General features: G+C 42.9%; 18 protein-coding genes, 1 tRNA gene and 2 rRNA genes (1 of these 21 only partly in view). 4 read left to right on the forward strand and 17 right to left on the reverse strand.

The window, feature by feature from the left end:
• Positions 1-32 precede the first annotated feature (32 nt).
• From SporoP32a_RS07425 to SporoP32a_RS07440, 4 genes are all read right to left on the reverse strand, one after another.
• The gene (locus tag SporoP32a_RS07425) at positions 33-344 is read right to left on the reverse strand and encodes a hypothetical protein (RefSeq protein ID WP_085427327.1); all 312 of its coding nucleotides are present in this window, start codon (positions 342-344) and stop codon (positions 33-35) included.
• Positions 344-580, reverse strand: coding sequence for a hypothetical protein (locus SporoP32a_RS07430; RefSeq protein ID WP_085427328.1), 237 nt, complete (start codon positions 578-580; stop codon positions 344-346). The genes SporoP32a_RS07425 and SporoP32a_RS07430 overlap by 1 nt, the downstream gene beginning before the upstream one ends.
• Before the next feature lie 165 nt (positions 581-745).
• Positions 746-1,066 (reverse strand): helix-turn-helix domain-containing protein, encoded by a 321-nt coding sequence (locus SporoP32a_RS07435; RefSeq protein WP_085427329.1) that lies wholly within the window; start codon positions 1,064-1,066, stop codon positions 746-748.
• Positions 1,060-1,263 (reverse strand): helix-turn-helix transcriptional regulator, encoded by a 204-nt coding sequence (locus SporoP32a_RS07440; protein ID WP_085427330.1) that lies wholly within the window; start codon positions 1,261-1,263, stop codon positions 1,060-1,062. Before SporoP32a_RS07440 ends, SporoP32a_RS07435 begins: the two co-directional genes overlap by 7 nt.
• A gap of 153 nt (positions 1,264-1,416) precedes the next feature.
• Between SporoP32a_RS07440 and SporoP32a_RS07445 the strand changes: the two genes are divergently transcribed.
• Positions 1,417-1,923: a helix-turn-helix domain-containing protein gene (locus SporoP32a_RS07445; protein ID WP_085427331.1), complete on the forward strand. Its 507-nt coding sequence runs from the start codon at positions 1,417-1,419 to the stop codon at positions 1,921-1,923.
• On the forward strand, positions 1,924-3,099 hold the full coding sequence (locus tag SporoP32a_RS07450; protein WP_085427332.1) for a site-specific integrase: 1,176 nt from the start codon (positions 1,924-1,926) through the stop codon (positions 3,097-3,099).
• A 79-nt stretch (positions 3,100-3,178) separates the two neighbouring features.
• Here SporoP32a_RS07450 and groL read toward each other — a convergent pair whose 3' ends face one another.
• The gene (gene groL, locus SporoP32a_RS07455; protein ID WP_085427333.1) at positions 3,179-4,813 is read right to left on the reverse strand and encodes a chaperonin GroEL; all 1,635 of its coding nucleotides are present in this window, start codon (positions 4,811-4,813) and stop codon (positions 3,179-3,181) included.
• A 57-nt stretch (positions 4,814-4,870) separates the two neighbouring features.
• Entirely contained in the window at positions 4,871-5,155 is a 285-nt protein-coding gene (groES, locus tag SporoP32a_RS07460; protein ID WP_085427334.1) for a co-chaperone GroES, read from the reverse strand.
• 195 nt (positions 5,156-5,350) lie between these two features.
• On the opposite strand from groES, the gene SporoP32a_RS07465 reads away from it, so the two are divergent.
• Positions 5,351-6,082: a CPBP family intramembrane glutamic endopeptidase gene (locus tag SporoP32a_RS07465; RefSeq protein ID WP_232319611.1), complete on the forward strand. Its 732-nt coding sequence runs from the start codon at positions 5,351-5,353 to the stop codon at positions 6,080-6,082.
• Between the two features lie 283 nt (positions 6,083-6,365).
• Here SporoP32a_RS07465 and dacB read toward each other — a convergent pair whose 3' ends face one another.
• The 4 genes from dacB to SporoP32a_RS07485 form a co-directional block, all read right to left on the reverse strand.
• The gene (gene dacB / locus SporoP32a_RS07470) at positions 6,366-7,856 is read right to left on the reverse strand and encodes a D-alanyl-D-alanine carboxypeptidase/D-alanyl-D-alanine endopeptidase (protein ID WP_085427336.1); all 1,491 of its coding nucleotides are present in this window, start codon (positions 7,854-7,856) and stop codon (positions 6,366-6,368) included.
• 132 nt (positions 7,857-7,988) lie between these two features.
• On the reverse strand, positions 7,989-8,792 hold the full coding sequence (gene tatC / locus SporoP32a_RS07475; RefSeq protein ID WP_085427337.1) for a twin-arginine translocase subunit TatC: 804 nt from the start codon (positions 8,790-8,792) through the stop codon (positions 7,989-7,991).
• Between the two features lie 17 nt (positions 8,793-8,809).
• Positions 8,810-9,001, reverse strand: a complete 192-nt coding sequence (locus tag SporoP32a_RS07480; RefSeq protein WP_029055052.1) for a twin-arginine translocase TatA/TatE family subunit — start codon at positions 8,999-9,001, stop codon at positions 8,810-8,812.
• Positions 9,002-9,064: 63 nt separating this feature from the next.
• On the reverse strand, positions 9,065-9,730 hold the full coding sequence (locus SporoP32a_RS07485) for a redox-sensing transcriptional repressor Rex (RefSeq protein WP_085429019.1): 666 nt from the start codon (positions 9,728-9,730) through the stop codon (positions 9,065-9,067).
• A 134-nt stretch (positions 9,731-9,864) separates the two neighbouring features.
• Between SporoP32a_RS07485 and SporoP32a_RS07490 the strand changes: the two genes are divergently transcribed.
• Positions 9,865-11,790 (forward strand): ABC-F family ATP-binding cassette domain-containing protein, encoded by a 1,926-nt coding sequence (locus tag SporoP32a_RS07490; protein WP_085427338.1) that lies wholly within the window; start codon positions 9,865-9,867, stop codon positions 11,788-11,790.
• A gap of 493 nt (positions 11,791-12,283) precedes the next feature.
• On the opposite strand, the gene tsaD is transcribed toward SporoP32a_RS07490, so the two are convergent.
• From tsaD to SporoP32a_RS07525, 7 genes are all read right to left on the reverse strand, one after another.
• Positions 12,284-13,303 carry a tRNA (adenosine(37)-N6)-threonylcarbamoyltransferase complex transferase subunit TsaD gene (tsaD, locus tag SporoP32a_RS07495; protein ID WP_085427339.1) on the reverse strand — a complete coding sequence of 340 codons (1,020 nt, stop codon included), beginning with the start codon at positions 13,301-13,303 and terminating at the stop codon, positions 12,284-12,286.
• Entirely contained in the window at positions 13,303-13,752 is a 450-nt protein-coding gene (gene rimI, locus SporoP32a_RS07500; RefSeq protein ID WP_085427340.1) for a ribosomal protein S18-alanine N-acetyltransferase, read from the reverse strand. The genes tsaD and rimI overlap by 1 nt, the downstream gene beginning before the upstream one ends.
• Positions 13,745-14,446 (reverse strand): tRNA (adenosine(37)-N6)-threonylcarbamoyltransferase complex dimerization subunit type 1 TsaB, encoded by a 702-nt coding sequence (gene tsaB / locus SporoP32a_RS07505; RefSeq protein ID WP_085427341.1) that lies wholly within the window; start codon positions 14,444-14,446, stop codon positions 13,745-13,747. Before tsaB ends, rimI begins: the two co-directional genes overlap by 8 nt.
• Entirely contained in the window at positions 14,443-14,892 is a 450-nt protein-coding gene (gene tsaE, locus SporoP32a_RS07510) for a tRNA (adenosine(37)-N6)-threonylcarbamoyltransferase complex ATPase subunit type 1 TsaE (RefSeq protein ID WP_198166241.1), read from the reverse strand. The genes tsaB and tsaE overlap by 4 nt, the downstream gene beginning before the upstream one ends.
• Before the next feature lie 144 nt (positions 14,893-15,036).
• Positions 15,037-15,112: transfer RNA gene (locus SporoP32a_RS07515), tRNA-Asp, on the reverse strand.
• A gap of 27 nt (positions 15,113-15,139) precedes the next feature.
• Positions 15,140-15,255, reverse strand: a 5S ribosomal RNA gene (gene rrf, locus SporoP32a_RS07520).
• Between the two features lie 74 nt (positions 15,256-15,329).
• Positions 15,330-16,745, reverse strand: a 23S ribosomal RNA gene (locus tag SporoP32a_RS07525); it runs 1,513 nt beyond the window's last position.

A 16,745-nucleotide genomic window follows, 5' to 3' on the forward strand; every position in this document is an offset into this window, starting at 1 on the left:
TTTGTTCTGTGCCTATTCCTCTGCAAAGGAATTTAGGCTTTTTTTGTTTTTACAACTACCACTTCCGGCTTCTGTACTTCCCGGATAACCATTGATACATTCTTGTCAAGTTCATCATAGTCACGACTGTACTGATCGGCTGCTTGTGTCGCGATTGTATGAAGCAATCTAATTCTGCGCTGTACCCGGTCCCAATCAAGAATCGCGTTCTCTCTCTTTGTTTCATTCACATCCTGTGATAAGTCTCCCAGTTCGTTTGCTAGATCTCCTAGAAGTTGACCGTTTAGAAGAAAACCACCTTTAATATAATCTAATTCAAATGCTGCCTCTTTTAGTTTTGTCATTATTTTTTCCCCCTATTAATATCACTGATATTTTGTTGTTCATCGTTTAAATCTTTCAACGTATATCCCATAAGCGTGATAAGAGTAGATAGCTTCGCTCTCGCTTCATAGTGACGTTGCTCTGAATCCACTGACATAGATGCAACGGTAAAATCCTCTAACACGTCCTGTAAAAGCATGTGGATACCCTCTGTCGTCTCAATGTGTATTGCTAACTTGTCGATATTCTCTTCCATTTGTTTGATCTCCCTTCATTTCTTCAATTCATTTTGAATCTAACTCGGTTTATAAAGTAATCGCTAGAATAAAAGTGATAACCGTTAAACCGCCATAAAAAATATTAATTGCCAGCGTATTTGCTTCTGGTGAATCCGTTCCAGTTAATACATTCAGAAAATCCTTCACTGTGGATCACCCCTTTCAGCATTAAGACGGTTGAAAAACTTAATGTCATTGTTTGTGGCTGTCATGCTGGCTGTCATATCGTCCAAAAACTCATCAACCTCATTTTGTTTGAAAAGGTATTTAGTACCTACCTTGTAAAATTTCAAGCCATTTTTTATTAAACGATCTTCAATAACCGGCTTGCTAATATTCAGGTATTCGGCCAGTTCGGCATATGTCATGAAATAGCGTTGCTTGGCCAACTCTTCCACACGTTCTTGAATAGCCTGTTCCAACATAGCTTTTACCGTTTCTTCATTGACTTCGATGTTTAGCAATTATCTTCACCTCCCCCACTGAATAGATCGTCAACAGTGACACCTAACGCCCTTGCAACCTTAAACGCACTGTTCATGGAGGGATTACCTTTAGAGTTCTCATAAAGAGATATAGAAGCTTTACTTAATCCCGCTTCTAGAGCAATGTCTTTCTGTTTCATCCCTTTGCGAACTCGAATTTCTTTCATACGATCCATTTTTTCACCCCTTTTTAACTTCAGTTAATTAACCCTAGTTAAACTATAGCATGCACAAATTTAAATTACAACGTTTTAACTGAAAAAATTTACTACAGTTAAACTTTGTGTTAATATTGAGTTAATAAACTTAAATGAAGGGGGCTAAATTTAATGAATGTATATAGTTTGGGTGAATATATAAAAAAGAAGAGAGAGCAAAGAGAATTGACTTTACAAGGATTAAGTAAAAAAATTGGCTATTCAGGTGCTTATATTTCAATGGTAGAAAACGATAAAAAGAAAAAACCGTCTTTTGAATTCTTAAGCGCATTGGCAAAAGGACTTGATGTACCTTACAAAGAGCTATTGAGGCTTTCGGGTTATTTTGGAGAAGATAAAGAAATTTCTACGGATGATTGGGAAAACCTAAATGCCGCTCTAACACTGGAAAAAGATGATGAAGTAAGTATCAATAAACTGAACACCGAAATCGCATTAGGTAAAGTATTTACATTAGATCCTGATCAAAGATTATCTAATGAAGATAGTAAAACTGTAGCCAGCATCATGACTAAAACAGCTTTTCTGCTTTATCACGGTCCTTCACACTGGGGTACCGAACCCTTATTAAATGAAATCAATTCATTAATAGAGAATGTAAACAAGAAGGGCGATTAAATGGCATACATCTATAAACGCGGTACCAAATGGGCATACCGTGCCTATGCCGGAAAGGACGCTGTCACTGGGAAGGATAAACAGGCTAGTAAGTCGGGGTTTCTAACAAAGAAAGACGCACAACTTGCCGCTGCGCTGTTTGAAAGACAATTTCACAGCGGCGAATATGTACAACCGTCCGCCATCAACTTTGAAACGCTTTGTAATGACTGGTTGAAGCACTACCTATCACAAGGTGCAAAAGAAAGCAGCCATAGAGCCAGGCGCATTGCATTAACTCATATTGTGGACGAATTCGGCCAGACGTTAATTCAGAAAATAACAAAGAAGGCTTATCAAGACTTGATAGATGATCTATCAAGCCGATTCAGCCCTAATTATGTTTCCAGTATTCATACCTCTGCAAATATGGTTTTTATATATGCCCATGAAAACAAAATGATTAAAGAAGCACCATCAAAAGATGTGAAGTTGCCTAAAAAGAAAAAGACTGTGGCTGATCTCGAAAAGGATAGTATCAATGAGAAGTTTCTTGAGAAAGAGGAATTGGAAGAATTCTTGTTAGTGGCAAAGAATGAAGGTTTGGAAGGCGATCTATTAACATTTACTATGCTGGCTTATACAGGATTGCGAGTTGGTGAATTAATTGCTTTAAAATGGACTGATATTGATTTCACTAATCAAACTTTGCGTGTGTATAAGACATGCTACAATCCAACTAATAACAAGTTGAGTTATCAATTGCTCACACCCAAAACAGAAAGTTCGGTTCGCACTCTTACAATCGATTCTGTGGTAGTGGATCTGCTCTCTGAATACAGACAAGAACAAGAAAAAATAACCGTTGCCAATAAAGAGTTCTATCATGATAACGGTTTTATCTTCGCAACTAATGAAGGCTATCCCAAAACGATTAAGACCATATCAAATAGATTGCAGCGGCTTCTAAAAAGAACATCAATACAGAAACGAATTACGCCCCATTCATTCAGACACACCCACACTTCATTATTAATTGAAGCGAACGTACACATAAAGGAAATACAAGAACGCTTAGGACATAGCGATATAAATACAACTATGGACATCTACGCCCACATGACAAAGAACGTAAAAAAAGAGGCCTCCAGTAAGTTCGGAAACTTAATGAAAGACCTCTCTAATAATCTTATTTAGTCAAACATGAGCAAAAGCATGAGCAATGTAATTATCAAACGCTTGTAAACGTTGTTATACCAACGATTATAGGCGTATTTTACATCATGCCGCCCATTCCACCCATACCGCCCATATCAGGCATACCGCCACCTGCTGGTTCTGGTAGATCTGCAACAACAGCTTCAGTAGTCAAGAACATTGCCGCTACAGATGCTGCGTTTTGTAGTGCGTAACGAGTTACTTTAGTTGGATCTACGATACCTGCTTCTACCATGTTAACCCATGTGCCTTCTGCAGCGTTAAAGCCTACGCCGACTTCTTCGCGCTTCAAGCGATCTACTACGATAGAACCTTCAAGGCCCGCGTTTGTTGCGATTTGACGTACTGGCTCTTCAAGTGCACGAAGTACAATTTTGATACCCGTTGCTACGTCGCCTTCAGTATCTTCAAGTAATGCTTCTACTTTTTTATACACGTTAACTAGTGCAGTACCACCACCAGATACGATTCCTTCTTCAACTGCTGCACGTGTAGAGTTCAATGCGTCTTCGATACGAAGTTTACGCTCTTTCAACTCAGTTTCAGTTGCAGCTCCAACTTTGATAACTGCTACACCGCCAGCTAGTTTAGCTAGACGTTCTTGCAATTTCTCTTTGTCGAATTCAGAAGTAGTTTCTTCCAATTGTGAACGGATTTGGCCAACACGTGATTCGATAGAACCTGCGTCTCCGCTACCTTCTACGATTGTTGTGTTGTCTTTTGTAACTACAATCTTCGCTGCGCGTCCTAGTGATGTAAGGTCAGCAGATTTCAGATCAAGTCCTAGATCTTCTGTGATTACCTGTCCACCAGTTAGGATTGCGATGTCTTCAAGCATAGCTTTACGGCGATCACCGAAGCCAGGAGCTTTAACCGCTACCGCATTGAATGTACCGCGAAGTTTGTTAACAACTAGTGTAGCTAGAGCTTCACCTTCAACATCTTCAGCGATAATCAACAATGGCTTACCTTGCTGAACAACTTGTTCAAGCACAGGAAGGATTTCCTGGATGTTATTAATTTTCTTATCTGTAATCAAGACGTATGGATTATCAAGCACTGCTTCCATTTTGTCTGTATCTGTTGCCATATAAGCAGATGCGTAGCCACGGTCGAATTGCATACCTTCTACTACATCCAGCTCTGTTACGAAGCCTTTGGATTCTTCGATTGTGATAACACCATCGTTACCCACACGCTCCATTGCTTGTGAAATCAACTCACCGACTTCTTCATCTCCAGAAGAGATAGCCGCAACTTGTGCGATTTCTTGTCTAGTTTCGATTTCATCGGAAACACTTTGAAGGCCTTCAACTGCTGCGATTACCGCTTTTTCGATTCCTTTACGGATACCGACTGGGTTTGCGCCAGCTGTTACGTTCTTCAAACCTTCACGGATCATTGCTTGTGCAAGGACTGTTGCTGTTGTTGTTCCGTCGCCTGCGATGTCATTTGTTTTAGATGCAACTTCTGCTACTAGCTTTGCGCCCATGTTTTCGAATGCATTTTCAAGCTCAATTTCTTTTGCAATTGTTACACCATCATTTGTAATCAGTGGTGAACCGAATTTGCGCTCAAGTACGACGTTACGACCCTTTGGCCCAAGTGTTACTTTTACAGCGTCTGCTAGTGTATCTACACCGCGGAGCATTGCGGAACGTGCATCTTCGTTAAATTTAAGTTCTTTAGCCATTGTATTTGATACCCTCCAGAATTTTCTATTTGTCTACTACGTTTACGTTTTAATTAATTAGCCAATAATTGCAAGAATATCGCTTTCACGAAGGATCAAGTATTCAGTACCTTCATACTTCACTTCAGTGCCTGCGTATTTAGAGAAGATGATGCGGTCGCCTTCAGTTACTTCAAGCTCGACACGCTGTCCGTTCTCAAGAACACGGCCTGTACCAGCAGCGATTACTTTACCTTCTTGTGGCTTTTCTTGTGCAGAGTCCGGTAGAACAATACCGCTTGATGTTTTTTCTTCTGCTTCGATTAATTCGATAATGATACGGTCACCTAGTGGTTTCAACAAATGAAACAACCTCCTCGAGATAATGGGTAGTTTTTATTTTTCTTAGCACTCACTTACAACGAGTGCTAACACAACTCTTATATTAAAGAATTTCACACATAATTGCAAGTAAAAGCGTTCGACATTTTCTTCTTTTGCCAAACGTCTTTTTTCGCGTTAAACTATTCATCATGTATGGAAGAAAGGTTGTGCACCGTGAAAAACTGGATAGTTGCTCTGATGATCTTCGTCTCATATGTGTTGCTGCAGATCGGCAGCATTTTTCTTGCCCCTGAATTAATTGTTTACTTCACTGGCAAAAACTTGTCCAAAGCAGAAGCTTTGTCGCAAGGATTCGCATGGACGTTATTTATCACGCAAGGTATCGCTGCACTCATAGTTGCTGCGATTCTATTACGAAATAAAAAGTTCTTACCCGTGTTTAAAGGAAAGCCATCCGGTTTCGGAAACGTCCTGCTATGGGGAATACTTGGTTTCTTCCTCGCGATGGCTGGACAGATTATTGGTGCTGCGATTGAGTCCATGTTCGGTGTAACTGCAGGCTCCGAGAATACGGAGTTACTGTCGAACATCGCAAAGACAGCGCCAATCATCATCTTTGCCATGGTGTTGTTTGCACCGTTTCTTGAAGAAGTCGTGTTCCGTCGGATTATCTTCGGTGGCTTGTACAACAAGACAAACTTCTGGGTCGCTGCGATTGTCAGCGCCATCGTCTTCGCTGCTGTACATAATGAGCTACAGCATTTGTTGATGTACTTGATGCCGGGTCTTGCGTTCGCATTCGTCTACTATAAGACTAAGCGACTGCTAACCCCGATGATTGCCCATTTCCTGATGAACAGTTTCGTCACTGTCGTGCAATGGAATGTGGATAAGCTGCAACAATTACAAGATATGCAGCAGGGTATCATATTATTCCTGCAATAAAAAAATCTCCCCGACAATGGGGAGATTTTTTACTGTGGGTATGTTGAGAATTCGGTGAGTGTGAAGGCACCGTTAATCTGCGCTCCAGGCGGACGCGTTCCGCGGGCACGGCTTCAATCTCCTCGTCACTACGTTCCTGCGGGGCTTTCAGCTCGCGCTATTCCCGCTGGAGTCGCCGCCTTCCACTCCGATCAACTAGCATCTTTTCTAATTATAGTAAGTGAGAAAATCATCCTATACTCACAATCCCAAAACCGTAAACCAAGTGCACACTTACTACTTCTTACTGCGCCGCCATAACCTGAACCATCTTATCAATATCAGGCCTAGCTGTTCCTTTAACATTCTCTGTCAAAATACTGAAGATCAACTCTTGTCCACCCTTCGTCTTTACATAGCCAGACAATGAATCTGTGCCATTCAGAGAGCCTGTCTTCGCGTATACTTTGCCCTTGACTACAGGGCTTGTCAGACGGTTGCGCAACGTTCCTCCAAGCATGCGATCATTGACGCCAGCAATGGGCAGTGAACGCTCAAATGCCGTATACCAATCTTTGGACTGAGCTGCATATAATACTTCCGCAATCTTCTCGGATGGAATTTTATTCTTATGAGACATACCTGAACCGTCCTCTAGATAAATTCCCTTTGTACTAATACCATCCTTTTCTAACGTTTCCCTAACAACACGCAAGCCGGCATTCCAACTCCCGTCATTGTATACTGCGCGACCCATGGATTTTGCCAAGATTTCCGCATGGGAGTTGTTGCTGTATTTCATAAATGGCATCATTAAATAAAACAGTGACATCGATTCTTTCTTTGCAAGTAATTCTGCGTTTGCAGGTGTCTTGCCACGTGTGACACGTGCTGTTGGCTGAAGCTTGATGCCTTCTTTGGCCAGTGCGCGTTTGAAAACGTCTGCTGTATAGGCGGTCGGATTCGATACCGTTACCCATTGACGCTTACCATTTGAGTTAAGTGGTACGTTTCCTGAAACAATGATCGTATTCGTACCTTGTTGACGACTCATTGTTACCGTGTTGCGTTGATTTTTCGGTACTGTCCGTGTGCGGTTGACTACTTTTACGATGTCCGTATGTGGAGTCAATGTGACCGCTCCCGCTTTACCATTTCTTGTCGGCTTCGCTTCAACAATTGTCGTACCTGCATCGTAATCTTTATTTGGTGAAATCGTCAGTGCCGAAATTTGTGCTGCATAGTAATACGTTTCATCTGATTTATAAATACCTGGTGATAGACGCTGCGTGTCAAACCACGTATCGTCCGCCACAATATGTCCGGTTACTGTATGAATTCCTGATTCCCGCATTTGTCTTGCTAGACGGAGTAAATCAGATTCTAGTAATGTCGGATCTCCTGTCCCGCGTAAATAAAGATGACCGTCAAGAACACCGTTTTTTATCGTGCCGTTCGTCAAGACATCTGTGTCGAATGTATAGTCTTTACCGAGCACTTCAAGAGCCGCTGTACTTGTTAACACTTTAACATTCGAGGCAGGTGTAACTCCTTGATTGCCACGATATTGATAGATAATACGATTCGTATTTGCTTCACGTACGACGACACTGCTTCGTGTACCACGCATACGTTGACTAGTAATAACTTGATTGATACCGACTTCCATCGCTTTATAAGACTGCTGTGCAGCAGCAACTTGAACGCCTGCAACAGGAGTCGTAACACTCGCCATAAGCAACATTGCACCTAACAACCACTTGCTCCATCTGTTTGGAGTCTTTTTGCTGTTCACTAGATTTCATTTCCCCCTACTCATTCTATTCTTAGATAGTTTACCATAGGGCTACTGGTAAATGAACCCATCTCCGACCTTTATTATGTAAACGTAAAAATCCTCCTGCGTGAGCAAGAGGATTTGTGTGGTTTAGTTATCATCTGTTTTATTCAGCACTTCGTCAATTTGACGCTGTTGCTCTGCCTTCACTTCTTCCATCTGGCGCAGTCGTTCGGACTTCTCAAACTTCCTGTAGCCTAGACGTGAAATCACGATACTGATCTCATATAAGATGAATAGCGGAACCGTGGTGAATAAATGCGATACAATGTCCGGTGGTGTAATGAACGCAGCAAGTACGAATAGAACAAAGTACGCAACCTTCCGTATTTTAACAAGTACTTTAGGTTGCAACACACCGAGACGGGATAAAAACAATATGACGATCGGTAATTGAAAGACAAAACCAAACGGCAATAGTAGTGAGAATAAAAAAGAAAAATACTCATTGATACCGATTGTCTGCTCAATGTTCAATTGACCTGACAGATTAATCATGAATTTCATCACGTACGGTAGCAATATAAAGTAAGAGAAACTGATTCCTGCTAAAAACAGGAGAAAAGCAAACGGTATATACGATAGCGTGACACGTCGTTCTAAGTCACGAAGACCCGGTGAAATAAAGGCCCAAAATTGATACATGATGACCGGTGAGATAATAATAATCGCAAGAAATACTATAACCTTCAAATAGATCACGACTGGATCTACGACATTAAATGCATTTAATGTGACTTGTTCAGCCGGTGTATCGAATTGTATAAAATTGATCAGCGGCTTCGCTAAGAAGAAACTGCCAATTGCCCCAACAATAAAGAAAACGACGATTACCATCAGCCGTTTTCGAACTTCATCTATATGTTCAATGATCGTTAAGTCTTTATCTGCCATCAGAATAACACCCTAACTCAGCGCACTTCTTCTTTCTTGTCTTCAACCTTTTTTACGTCATCTTCGTCGTCTGTAAGGCCTTTAGTTGCGTTTTTGAACTCGCGCAATGAAGAACCGAACGCTTTACCGATTTCAGGTAATTTCTTAGGACCAAATATAAGCAATGCAATCACAGCGATAATCAGTAAACTTCCGATACCTGGAGCCATGTTGGCCACCTCCTCATAATATGTCTATTCTACATGAAAAACTATGATTTTACTATCACAGTGTTATGTAATTTGTGAATCTTTTACGTCTGTTTTAATGAGATAAATCAATGTTTGCAACTCTACGGACAAGTCAATGGTCTGGATGCGGATTGTATCTGGTACCGCTAAACGTTCAGGTGTGAAATTTAAAATCCCCTTCACGCCTGTTGTAGCAAGACGGTCTGTCAATTCCTGTGCAACGCGTGATGGAACAGTCAATATCACCATTTCAATGCCCAGCTCTTTAATTTTCTCCTCGATACGATCAGGCGGATAGATAGGAATATCGTTCTTCAATTCTCCATCATGCGGTGCTTTCGGATCGAACGCCACGACAATTTTCGTGTTATGGATCTTCTGAAAATTATATTTCAAGAATGCATTACCGAGACTACCTACCCCGATTAAAGCAACTTTGGTTTCTTCATCCTGATCAAGGGTTTCGCGGAAGAACTGCAATAAGGAATCAACGTCGTAGCCGTATCCTTTACGTCCAAGCGCTCCGAAATGGGAAAAGTCTCTTCTAATCGTCGCCGCATCAATTTTCATCGCTTCACTTAATTCTCCCGATGATATGCGTTGTACGCCTTTGTCTGCATAATTTCTCAAAAATCTATAATATAGAGGCAATCGTTTAGATGTTGCCTGTGGAATTCTAGGTTTACTCACGCTGTGCCGAACCTCCATTGTTACTTCAATGACCAACCCATGAACAAGGGTATAGCCGCTTTTATCGTACAGCACAACGAGATTATTGTAAAGCCGATTATTGCATGGTGCGCTCCGTTCCATTAAACTGATAAGGAATAGAGGTGTGGGGCTTGATTATTTTACAAGTGAATGGACTGACCAAGTCTTTTTCAGGTACGAACCTACTGGAGAATGTCCGTCTCGAAGTACAGCATCGGGATCGTGTCGCACTCGTTGGACGAAATGGTGCCGGAAAATCGACATTATTAAAAATAATAGCCGGTGAACTATCCGCGGATGAAGGCGATATTATGATTCCAAAAGATATACGCATGGGCTATCTTGAACAGCATAGCGGGTTGGATTCGGAGCTAACGATTTGGGATGAAGTGATGACAGTATTTGCACCACTTCGTGAAAAAGAAAGTCGTTTACGTGCGTTAGAACATGAAATGGCGAATCCTGCAGTGTATGAAGATACCGATCGTTACACACGCGTAATGACCGAGTATGATGAGCTTCAAATCGCTTTTAAAGAAGCGGGAGGCTACCAGTTTGAAGCCGATGCCCGTTCTGTTCTTCACGGCATGCGCTTTTATCCGGACGATTTCGATAAGCCGGTGCACTTACTGTCAGGCGGTCAAAAAACGCGTCTTGCGCTTGCACGCATGCTGCTGAGCAAGCCGGACCTGTTGATACTCGATGAACCGACGAACCACTTGGACATCGAGACACTGAACTGGCTGGAACGTTACTTGTCGGGCTATGAAGGTGCCATTTTAATTGTTTCTCATGATAGGTACTTCCTCGATAAAGTAGTTACAACCGTATATGAAGTATCACGACGAAAAGTTTCAAAGTACAGCGGAAATTACAGTTCATACCTAGATGAGAAAGCAAAGAACTATGAACGTGATCAGAAGTTGTTTGTTCAGGAAAAGGATGAACGTGCGAAACTCGAAGAATTTATTCAAAAGAATATTGCGCGTGCATCCACTTCCAAAATGGCGAAGAGTCGACGCAAACAACTTGAGCGCCGCGAATGGATGGACTCTCCTGACGGTGACGAGAAATCCGCCAACTTCTCCTTCTCGCTCGATCGACCAAGCGGTAACGATGTGCTATCGCTAGACAATGTGAAAATTGGCTATGGCGAAGTGCCTGTATCAAAGCATATTAATCTGCGAATTTATAAGGGAGACCGCGTGGCATTCGTCGGACCGAACGGTGTAGGCAAGTCAACTTTACTCAAAACTATAGTAAAGCGCAACGAACTGCTAGGTGGAGAAATCCGCTATGGTACGAACGTCCAATTTGGTTACTATGATCAAAACCAAGCAACACTCATCGGTTCTGGCACCGTTTTGCAAGAAATCTGGGATGACTGGCCTTTGATGAATGAAAAAGATGTACGCTCATTACTTGGACGATTCCTGTTCACAGGCGACGATATAGAAAAACTCGTCACGTCGCTATCAGGCGGAGAGAAAGCTCGTCTTTCATTGGCGCAACTAATGTTAGAGAAGTCCAACACGTTAATCTTGGACGAGCCGACAAACCATCTAGATCTCGACAGTAAAGAGATTCTAGAAAATGCGCTAGACGACTTTCCAGGAACCATTCTGTTCGTGTCACATGACAGGTATTTCATCAATCGACTCGCAACCAAAGTCATCGAAATGAGTGATGACGGTGCAGTTGAATACCTAGGTGACTATGATTACTACATTGAGAAGAAAACAGAAACAGAGGAAATTTTAGCAGCTACACAACTTGAACAGCGCGCAAAAGAACCTATCATCAAAAAAGAAGTGGCCAACAAAGAAAACCAACGTCACGAGCGTAAACTAACTAGAGCGATCGCAGACTTAGAAAAAAAACTCGAAGCTCTCGATGTAGAAATCGAGACGTTACAATTGAAATTACTAGACCCTGAACTAGCGAACGACCATATCGAACTTATGGACATTCAACGTCAAATCGATGAAACTCAAGCTATACACGACGAACAATCGGAAGAGTGGCTAATGCTTCAAGATGAACTAGAAAATCTATAATTACGAAACGGACTTTCAATTGAAAGTTCGTTTTTTATTTTGGATTGGATATGTACAAAAATTACGTATCTCGTCTATGCGATTACAACCCACTCCTGACACAACCAATAAAATGAATTGGCGAAAAACTCCTCACCTTCATTCGACATATCGCGACATAATCCATCGTATTCTATCAATCATTCGCCTTTTTCAACTTTTAACTAGAAAAAGTATCTCAAAATCAAATTTATTTCTCCACAACCTTTTCCACAGAGAAAATCCCCATTTGAACACATATGAACATAGTTATCCACGTTATCCACATTTAATTGTTTAATAGTCCACATAGTTATCCTACATGTATACGTTTACCATTCACATGTTACATATGTTACCCACAATCTATCCACAAACTGTGCATAAGTACGAATGTTCCCTATTGACAAATGAATATTCGTCTAACAAAAAAACACACAATTTGCTGAAAGTTAGCAAACTGTGTGCATCTTATTTAATTCCATGATTTTAATGGCATTCCAGGTCGACCATTCATACTAGAATCACTTCGAACGCCACTTTTCCACATCTCATAACCAGCTGCCGCAATCATCGCAGCATTATCTGTGCATAAGGAAATGGGTGGTACATAAAAAGGAATCTCCTCTTGTTCAAGCGCTGCAGTCAATGATTTTCGCAATCCTTGATTGGCTGCAACTCCACCTGCCGCAATCACTTGCTTCACACCATATTCTTTTGCCGCTTTCACCGTTTTGACCGTCAGTACATCCACGACACTCTGCTGAAATCCAGCAGCAACGTGATCGTGATTGATCTTCCCGCCTTTTTGCTCAATATTATGCTTATAATTGATAACCGCGGATTTCAATCCACTAAAACTAAAATCATACGATTCCTTTTCTAACCAAGCACGAGGAAAATCGATACTTTCATCGCTAGCCAACGCTAAACGATCCACTTGAGGACCTCCTGGATAAGGCAAGCCAAGGACACGAGCCACTTTGTCATACGCCTCACCTGCCGCATCATCACGCGTTTCACCGATCAATTCAAATGAACCATGTGACTTCATAACAACGAGCTCTGTATGACCACCTGAGACGATCAGCGCCAATAGCGGAAACTCCATCTCATGCATTAACTGATTGGCGTATACATGTCCTGCAATATGGTGCACACCTATCAGTGGTAATTGGTTTGCAAATGCAAAAGCCTTTGCAGCATTGATACCAATCAACAAAGCTCCTACTAATCCAGGTCCCTCGGTTACAGCAATTGCTTCCAAATCACTTGGTACTAATTTTGCTTCTTTTAATGCTTCCTCTATCACCAGTGTAATTTGTTCGACATGCAGACGGGAAGCGATTTCTGGCACCACACCGCCGAATTGCTTCTGCTGCTGAATTTGTGACGATACAATCGAAGAAACAATTTCCGTTCCGTTTTTCACTACAGAGGCTGCAGTTTCATCACAGCTTGTTTCAATACCTAAAATATAATGATCTTTATTCATTAGAATTCCACCCACATGACGAGCCCATCTTCATGGTCGTCTGTATAATAGTTTTTCCTGATTCCGCCTTCTTGAAAACCTAGCTTACGATACAACGTCCGTGCCGGTTCATTACTTACACGTACTTCAAGCGTCATAGTCTTTACTTCATTCAAGCGGCATAACTCCATAGCCTGACGCATCAGGTCTTCTCCATACCCTTTTCCACGATAAGCTGATAGTACAGCGACATTGGTAATATGACATTCATCTAGAACGATCCACATACCGCAGTGCCCAATTACTTCCCCATCTAATTCCGCTACAATATAATGAGCATACGCATTACCGGTCAATTCATGCTCAAAAATCTCTTCGGTCCAAGGCGTCGCAAATGATTCGAGCTCTATAGCTGCAACCGCCGCAATGTCATCATGTGTCATCTTCCGAAATAACACTTCATTACTCATGAGAAGGCACCTTCTTCTCCAAATTCGCTTCCGCTTCCGTAATACGCTTATACTGTGGCGTAAACGTATGCACCGTTTCCGGTTCATCCGCACGTTGCGCCAATAAAACAACAGAAGAAGCGCGCGGTACATTTAAAGCGAATGAAGCTAGATGCGCTAGCCCACCAAGTCGTTCACGAATGACCGCTTCATGCAGCTTCACATCTTCTCCAACGAATAAGACTGGTTCATTATACTCCTGTAACTTCTCCAGTAACTCTACAAGTGCACAGTGCTGATCTTCAAGTACATTGACCAATCCTTCACCTTCTGCACGATAGACTCCTGCATAGACGTTAGATCTTCTGGCATCAATTAAAGAACAAACAAGGCCATTAAATAGTTGTCCATTCATTGCTAGGGCCTTCAGGCTCGATACACCGTAAAGCGGCTTGTCTAGCGTCCATGCAAGTGTTTTCGCGATTGTCACGCCAATGCGGACTCCCGTATACGACCCTGGACCTTCAGAGACTGCAATTGCATCAATTTCAGACGGTGTAATATCTGCTTTGCGACATGCTTCCTCTACCGCTGGCATCGCACGTAGCGAATGATTAATCTTCATCATGCTCGACTCTTCAATAAGTAACACGTTATCTTTAACAATTGCTACTGACAGAGGTGAGTTTGCTGTATCTATACCTAACCATATCATGTAAAAATCTCCTCACAAATACGTGTAAATCGTTCACCTTTTGGCGTGCATTCAACTTCACGAGAATAGGTTCCCGTATGGCGGATGATTAATTCCAAACGATCTTCGGGCAACTCTTCTTGAATAAATTGCGCCCATTCCACTACAGAAATGGCATCCCCATAAAACAGTTCGTCCCATCCCAAGTCTTCTTCACTGTTGGCTAATCGATATACATCCAAATGATTGAAAGGATAATCCCCTTCATACTGCTTGATAATCGTAAAAGTGGGACTGCTGACTGTCCGTGTGATTCCGATCGATTTCGCAAGTGCTTTTGTGAACGTCGTCTTCCCTGCTCCGAGATCGCCTTCAAGCGTCAACACATCAGGAGGTCTAAGATATTTGCCAATCTCGGCAGCGAGCTTCTCCATCTCTTCTACTGACTTGATTTCTTTCTTCCACACAGCCAACTCACCCTTCTCTTCTTATCATAGTACTAGTGTACAGAAAAACTCTTCAAAACAAAAGCCAAGAAGACGGCCATGTTTATTCATATTAAAAAAACGATCACACCCGTTAAGGTGAAATCGTTTTGGAATGTTAAAATATGGCGGTCCCGACGGGAATCGAACCCGCGATCTCCTGCGTGACAGGCAGGCATGTTAACCGCTACACCACGGGACCACTTGAAATTTACAAAAAAAAATTAAAGCCTAGCAACGTCCTACTCTCACAGGGGGAAACCCCCAACTACCATCGGCGCTGAAGAGCTTAACTTCCGTGTTCGGTATGGGAACGGGTGTGACCTCTTCGCCATCGTTACTAGACTCTTTGAGTAAAGCTTGTTCACTCAAAACTGAATAAAAGACATTGGCGTAGTTCAAGTAACTACTTTTTAAAATAGGTTAAGTCCTCGATCGATTAGTATCTGTCAGCTACATACGTCGCCGTACTTACACCCCAGACCTATCCACCTCATCATCTTTGAGGGATCTTACTTACTTGCGTAATGGGAAATCTCATCTTGAAGGGGGCTTCATGCTTAGATGCTTTCAGCATTTATCCCGTCCATACATAGCTACCCAGCGATGCCTTTGGCAAGACAACTGGTACACCAGCGGTATGTCCATCCCGGTCCTCTCGTACTAAGGACAGCTCTCCTCAAATTTCCTGCGCCCGCGACGGATAGGGACCGAACTGTCTCACGACGTTCTGAACCCAGCTCGCGTGCCGCTTTAATGGGCGAACAGCCCAACCCTTGGGACCGACTACAGCCCCAGGATGCGACGAGCCGACATCGAGGTGCCAAACCTCCCCGTCGATGTGGACTCTTGGGGGAGATAAGCCTGTTATCCCCGGGGTAGCTTTTATCCGTTGAGCGATGGCCCTTCCATGCGGAACCACCGGATCACTAAGTCCGTCTTTCGACCCTGCTCGACTTGTAGGTCTCGCAGTCAAGCTCCCTTATGCCTTTGCACTCTACGAATGATGTCCAACCATTCTGAGGGAACCTTTGAGCGCCTCCGTTACTCTTTAGGAGGCGACCGCCCCAGTCAAACTGCCCACCTGACACTGTCTCCTGCCCGGATCACGGGCAAGGGTTAGAAGTCCAATACAGCCAGGGTAGTATCCCACCAATGCCTCCTCCGAAGCTAGCGCTCCGGAATCCTAGGCTCCTACCTATCCTGTACAGGCTGCACCGGAATTCAATATCAGGCTACAGTAAAGCTCCACGGGGTCTTTCCGTCCTGTCGCGGGTAATGCGCATCTTCACGCATATTATAATTTCACCGAGTCTCTCGTTGAGACAGTGCCCAGATCGTTACGCCTTTCGTGCGGGTCGGAACTTACCCGACAAGGAATTTCGCTACCTTAGGACCGTTATAGTTACGGCCGCCGTTTACTGGGGCTTCAATTCAGAGCTTCGCTTGCGCTAACCCCTCCTCTTAACCTTCCAGCACCGGGCAGGCGTCAGCCCCTATACGTCATCTTACGATTTTGCAGAGACCTGTGTTTTTGCTAAACAGTCGCCTGGGCCTATTCACTGCGGCTCTCTCGGGCTATTCACCCTACCAGAGCACCCCTTCTCCCGAAGTTACGGGGTCATTTTGCCGAGTTCCTTAACGAGAGTTCTCTCGATCACCTTAGGATTCTCTCCTCGCCTACCTGTGTCGGTTTGCGGTACAGGCACCTCCCGCCTCGCTAGAGGCTTTTCTTGGCAGTGTGAAATCAGGGACTCTGGAGATAAATCTCCTCGCCATCACAGCCTAGTGTTATATGAGAACGGGATTTGCCTCGTTCTCCACCTCACTGCTTA

The organism is Sporosarcina ureae, from assembly GCF_002109325.1.
Taxonomy (GTDB): domain Bacteria; phylum Bacillota; class Bacilli; order Bacillales_A; family Planococcaceae; genus Sporosarcina; species Sporosarcina ureae_C.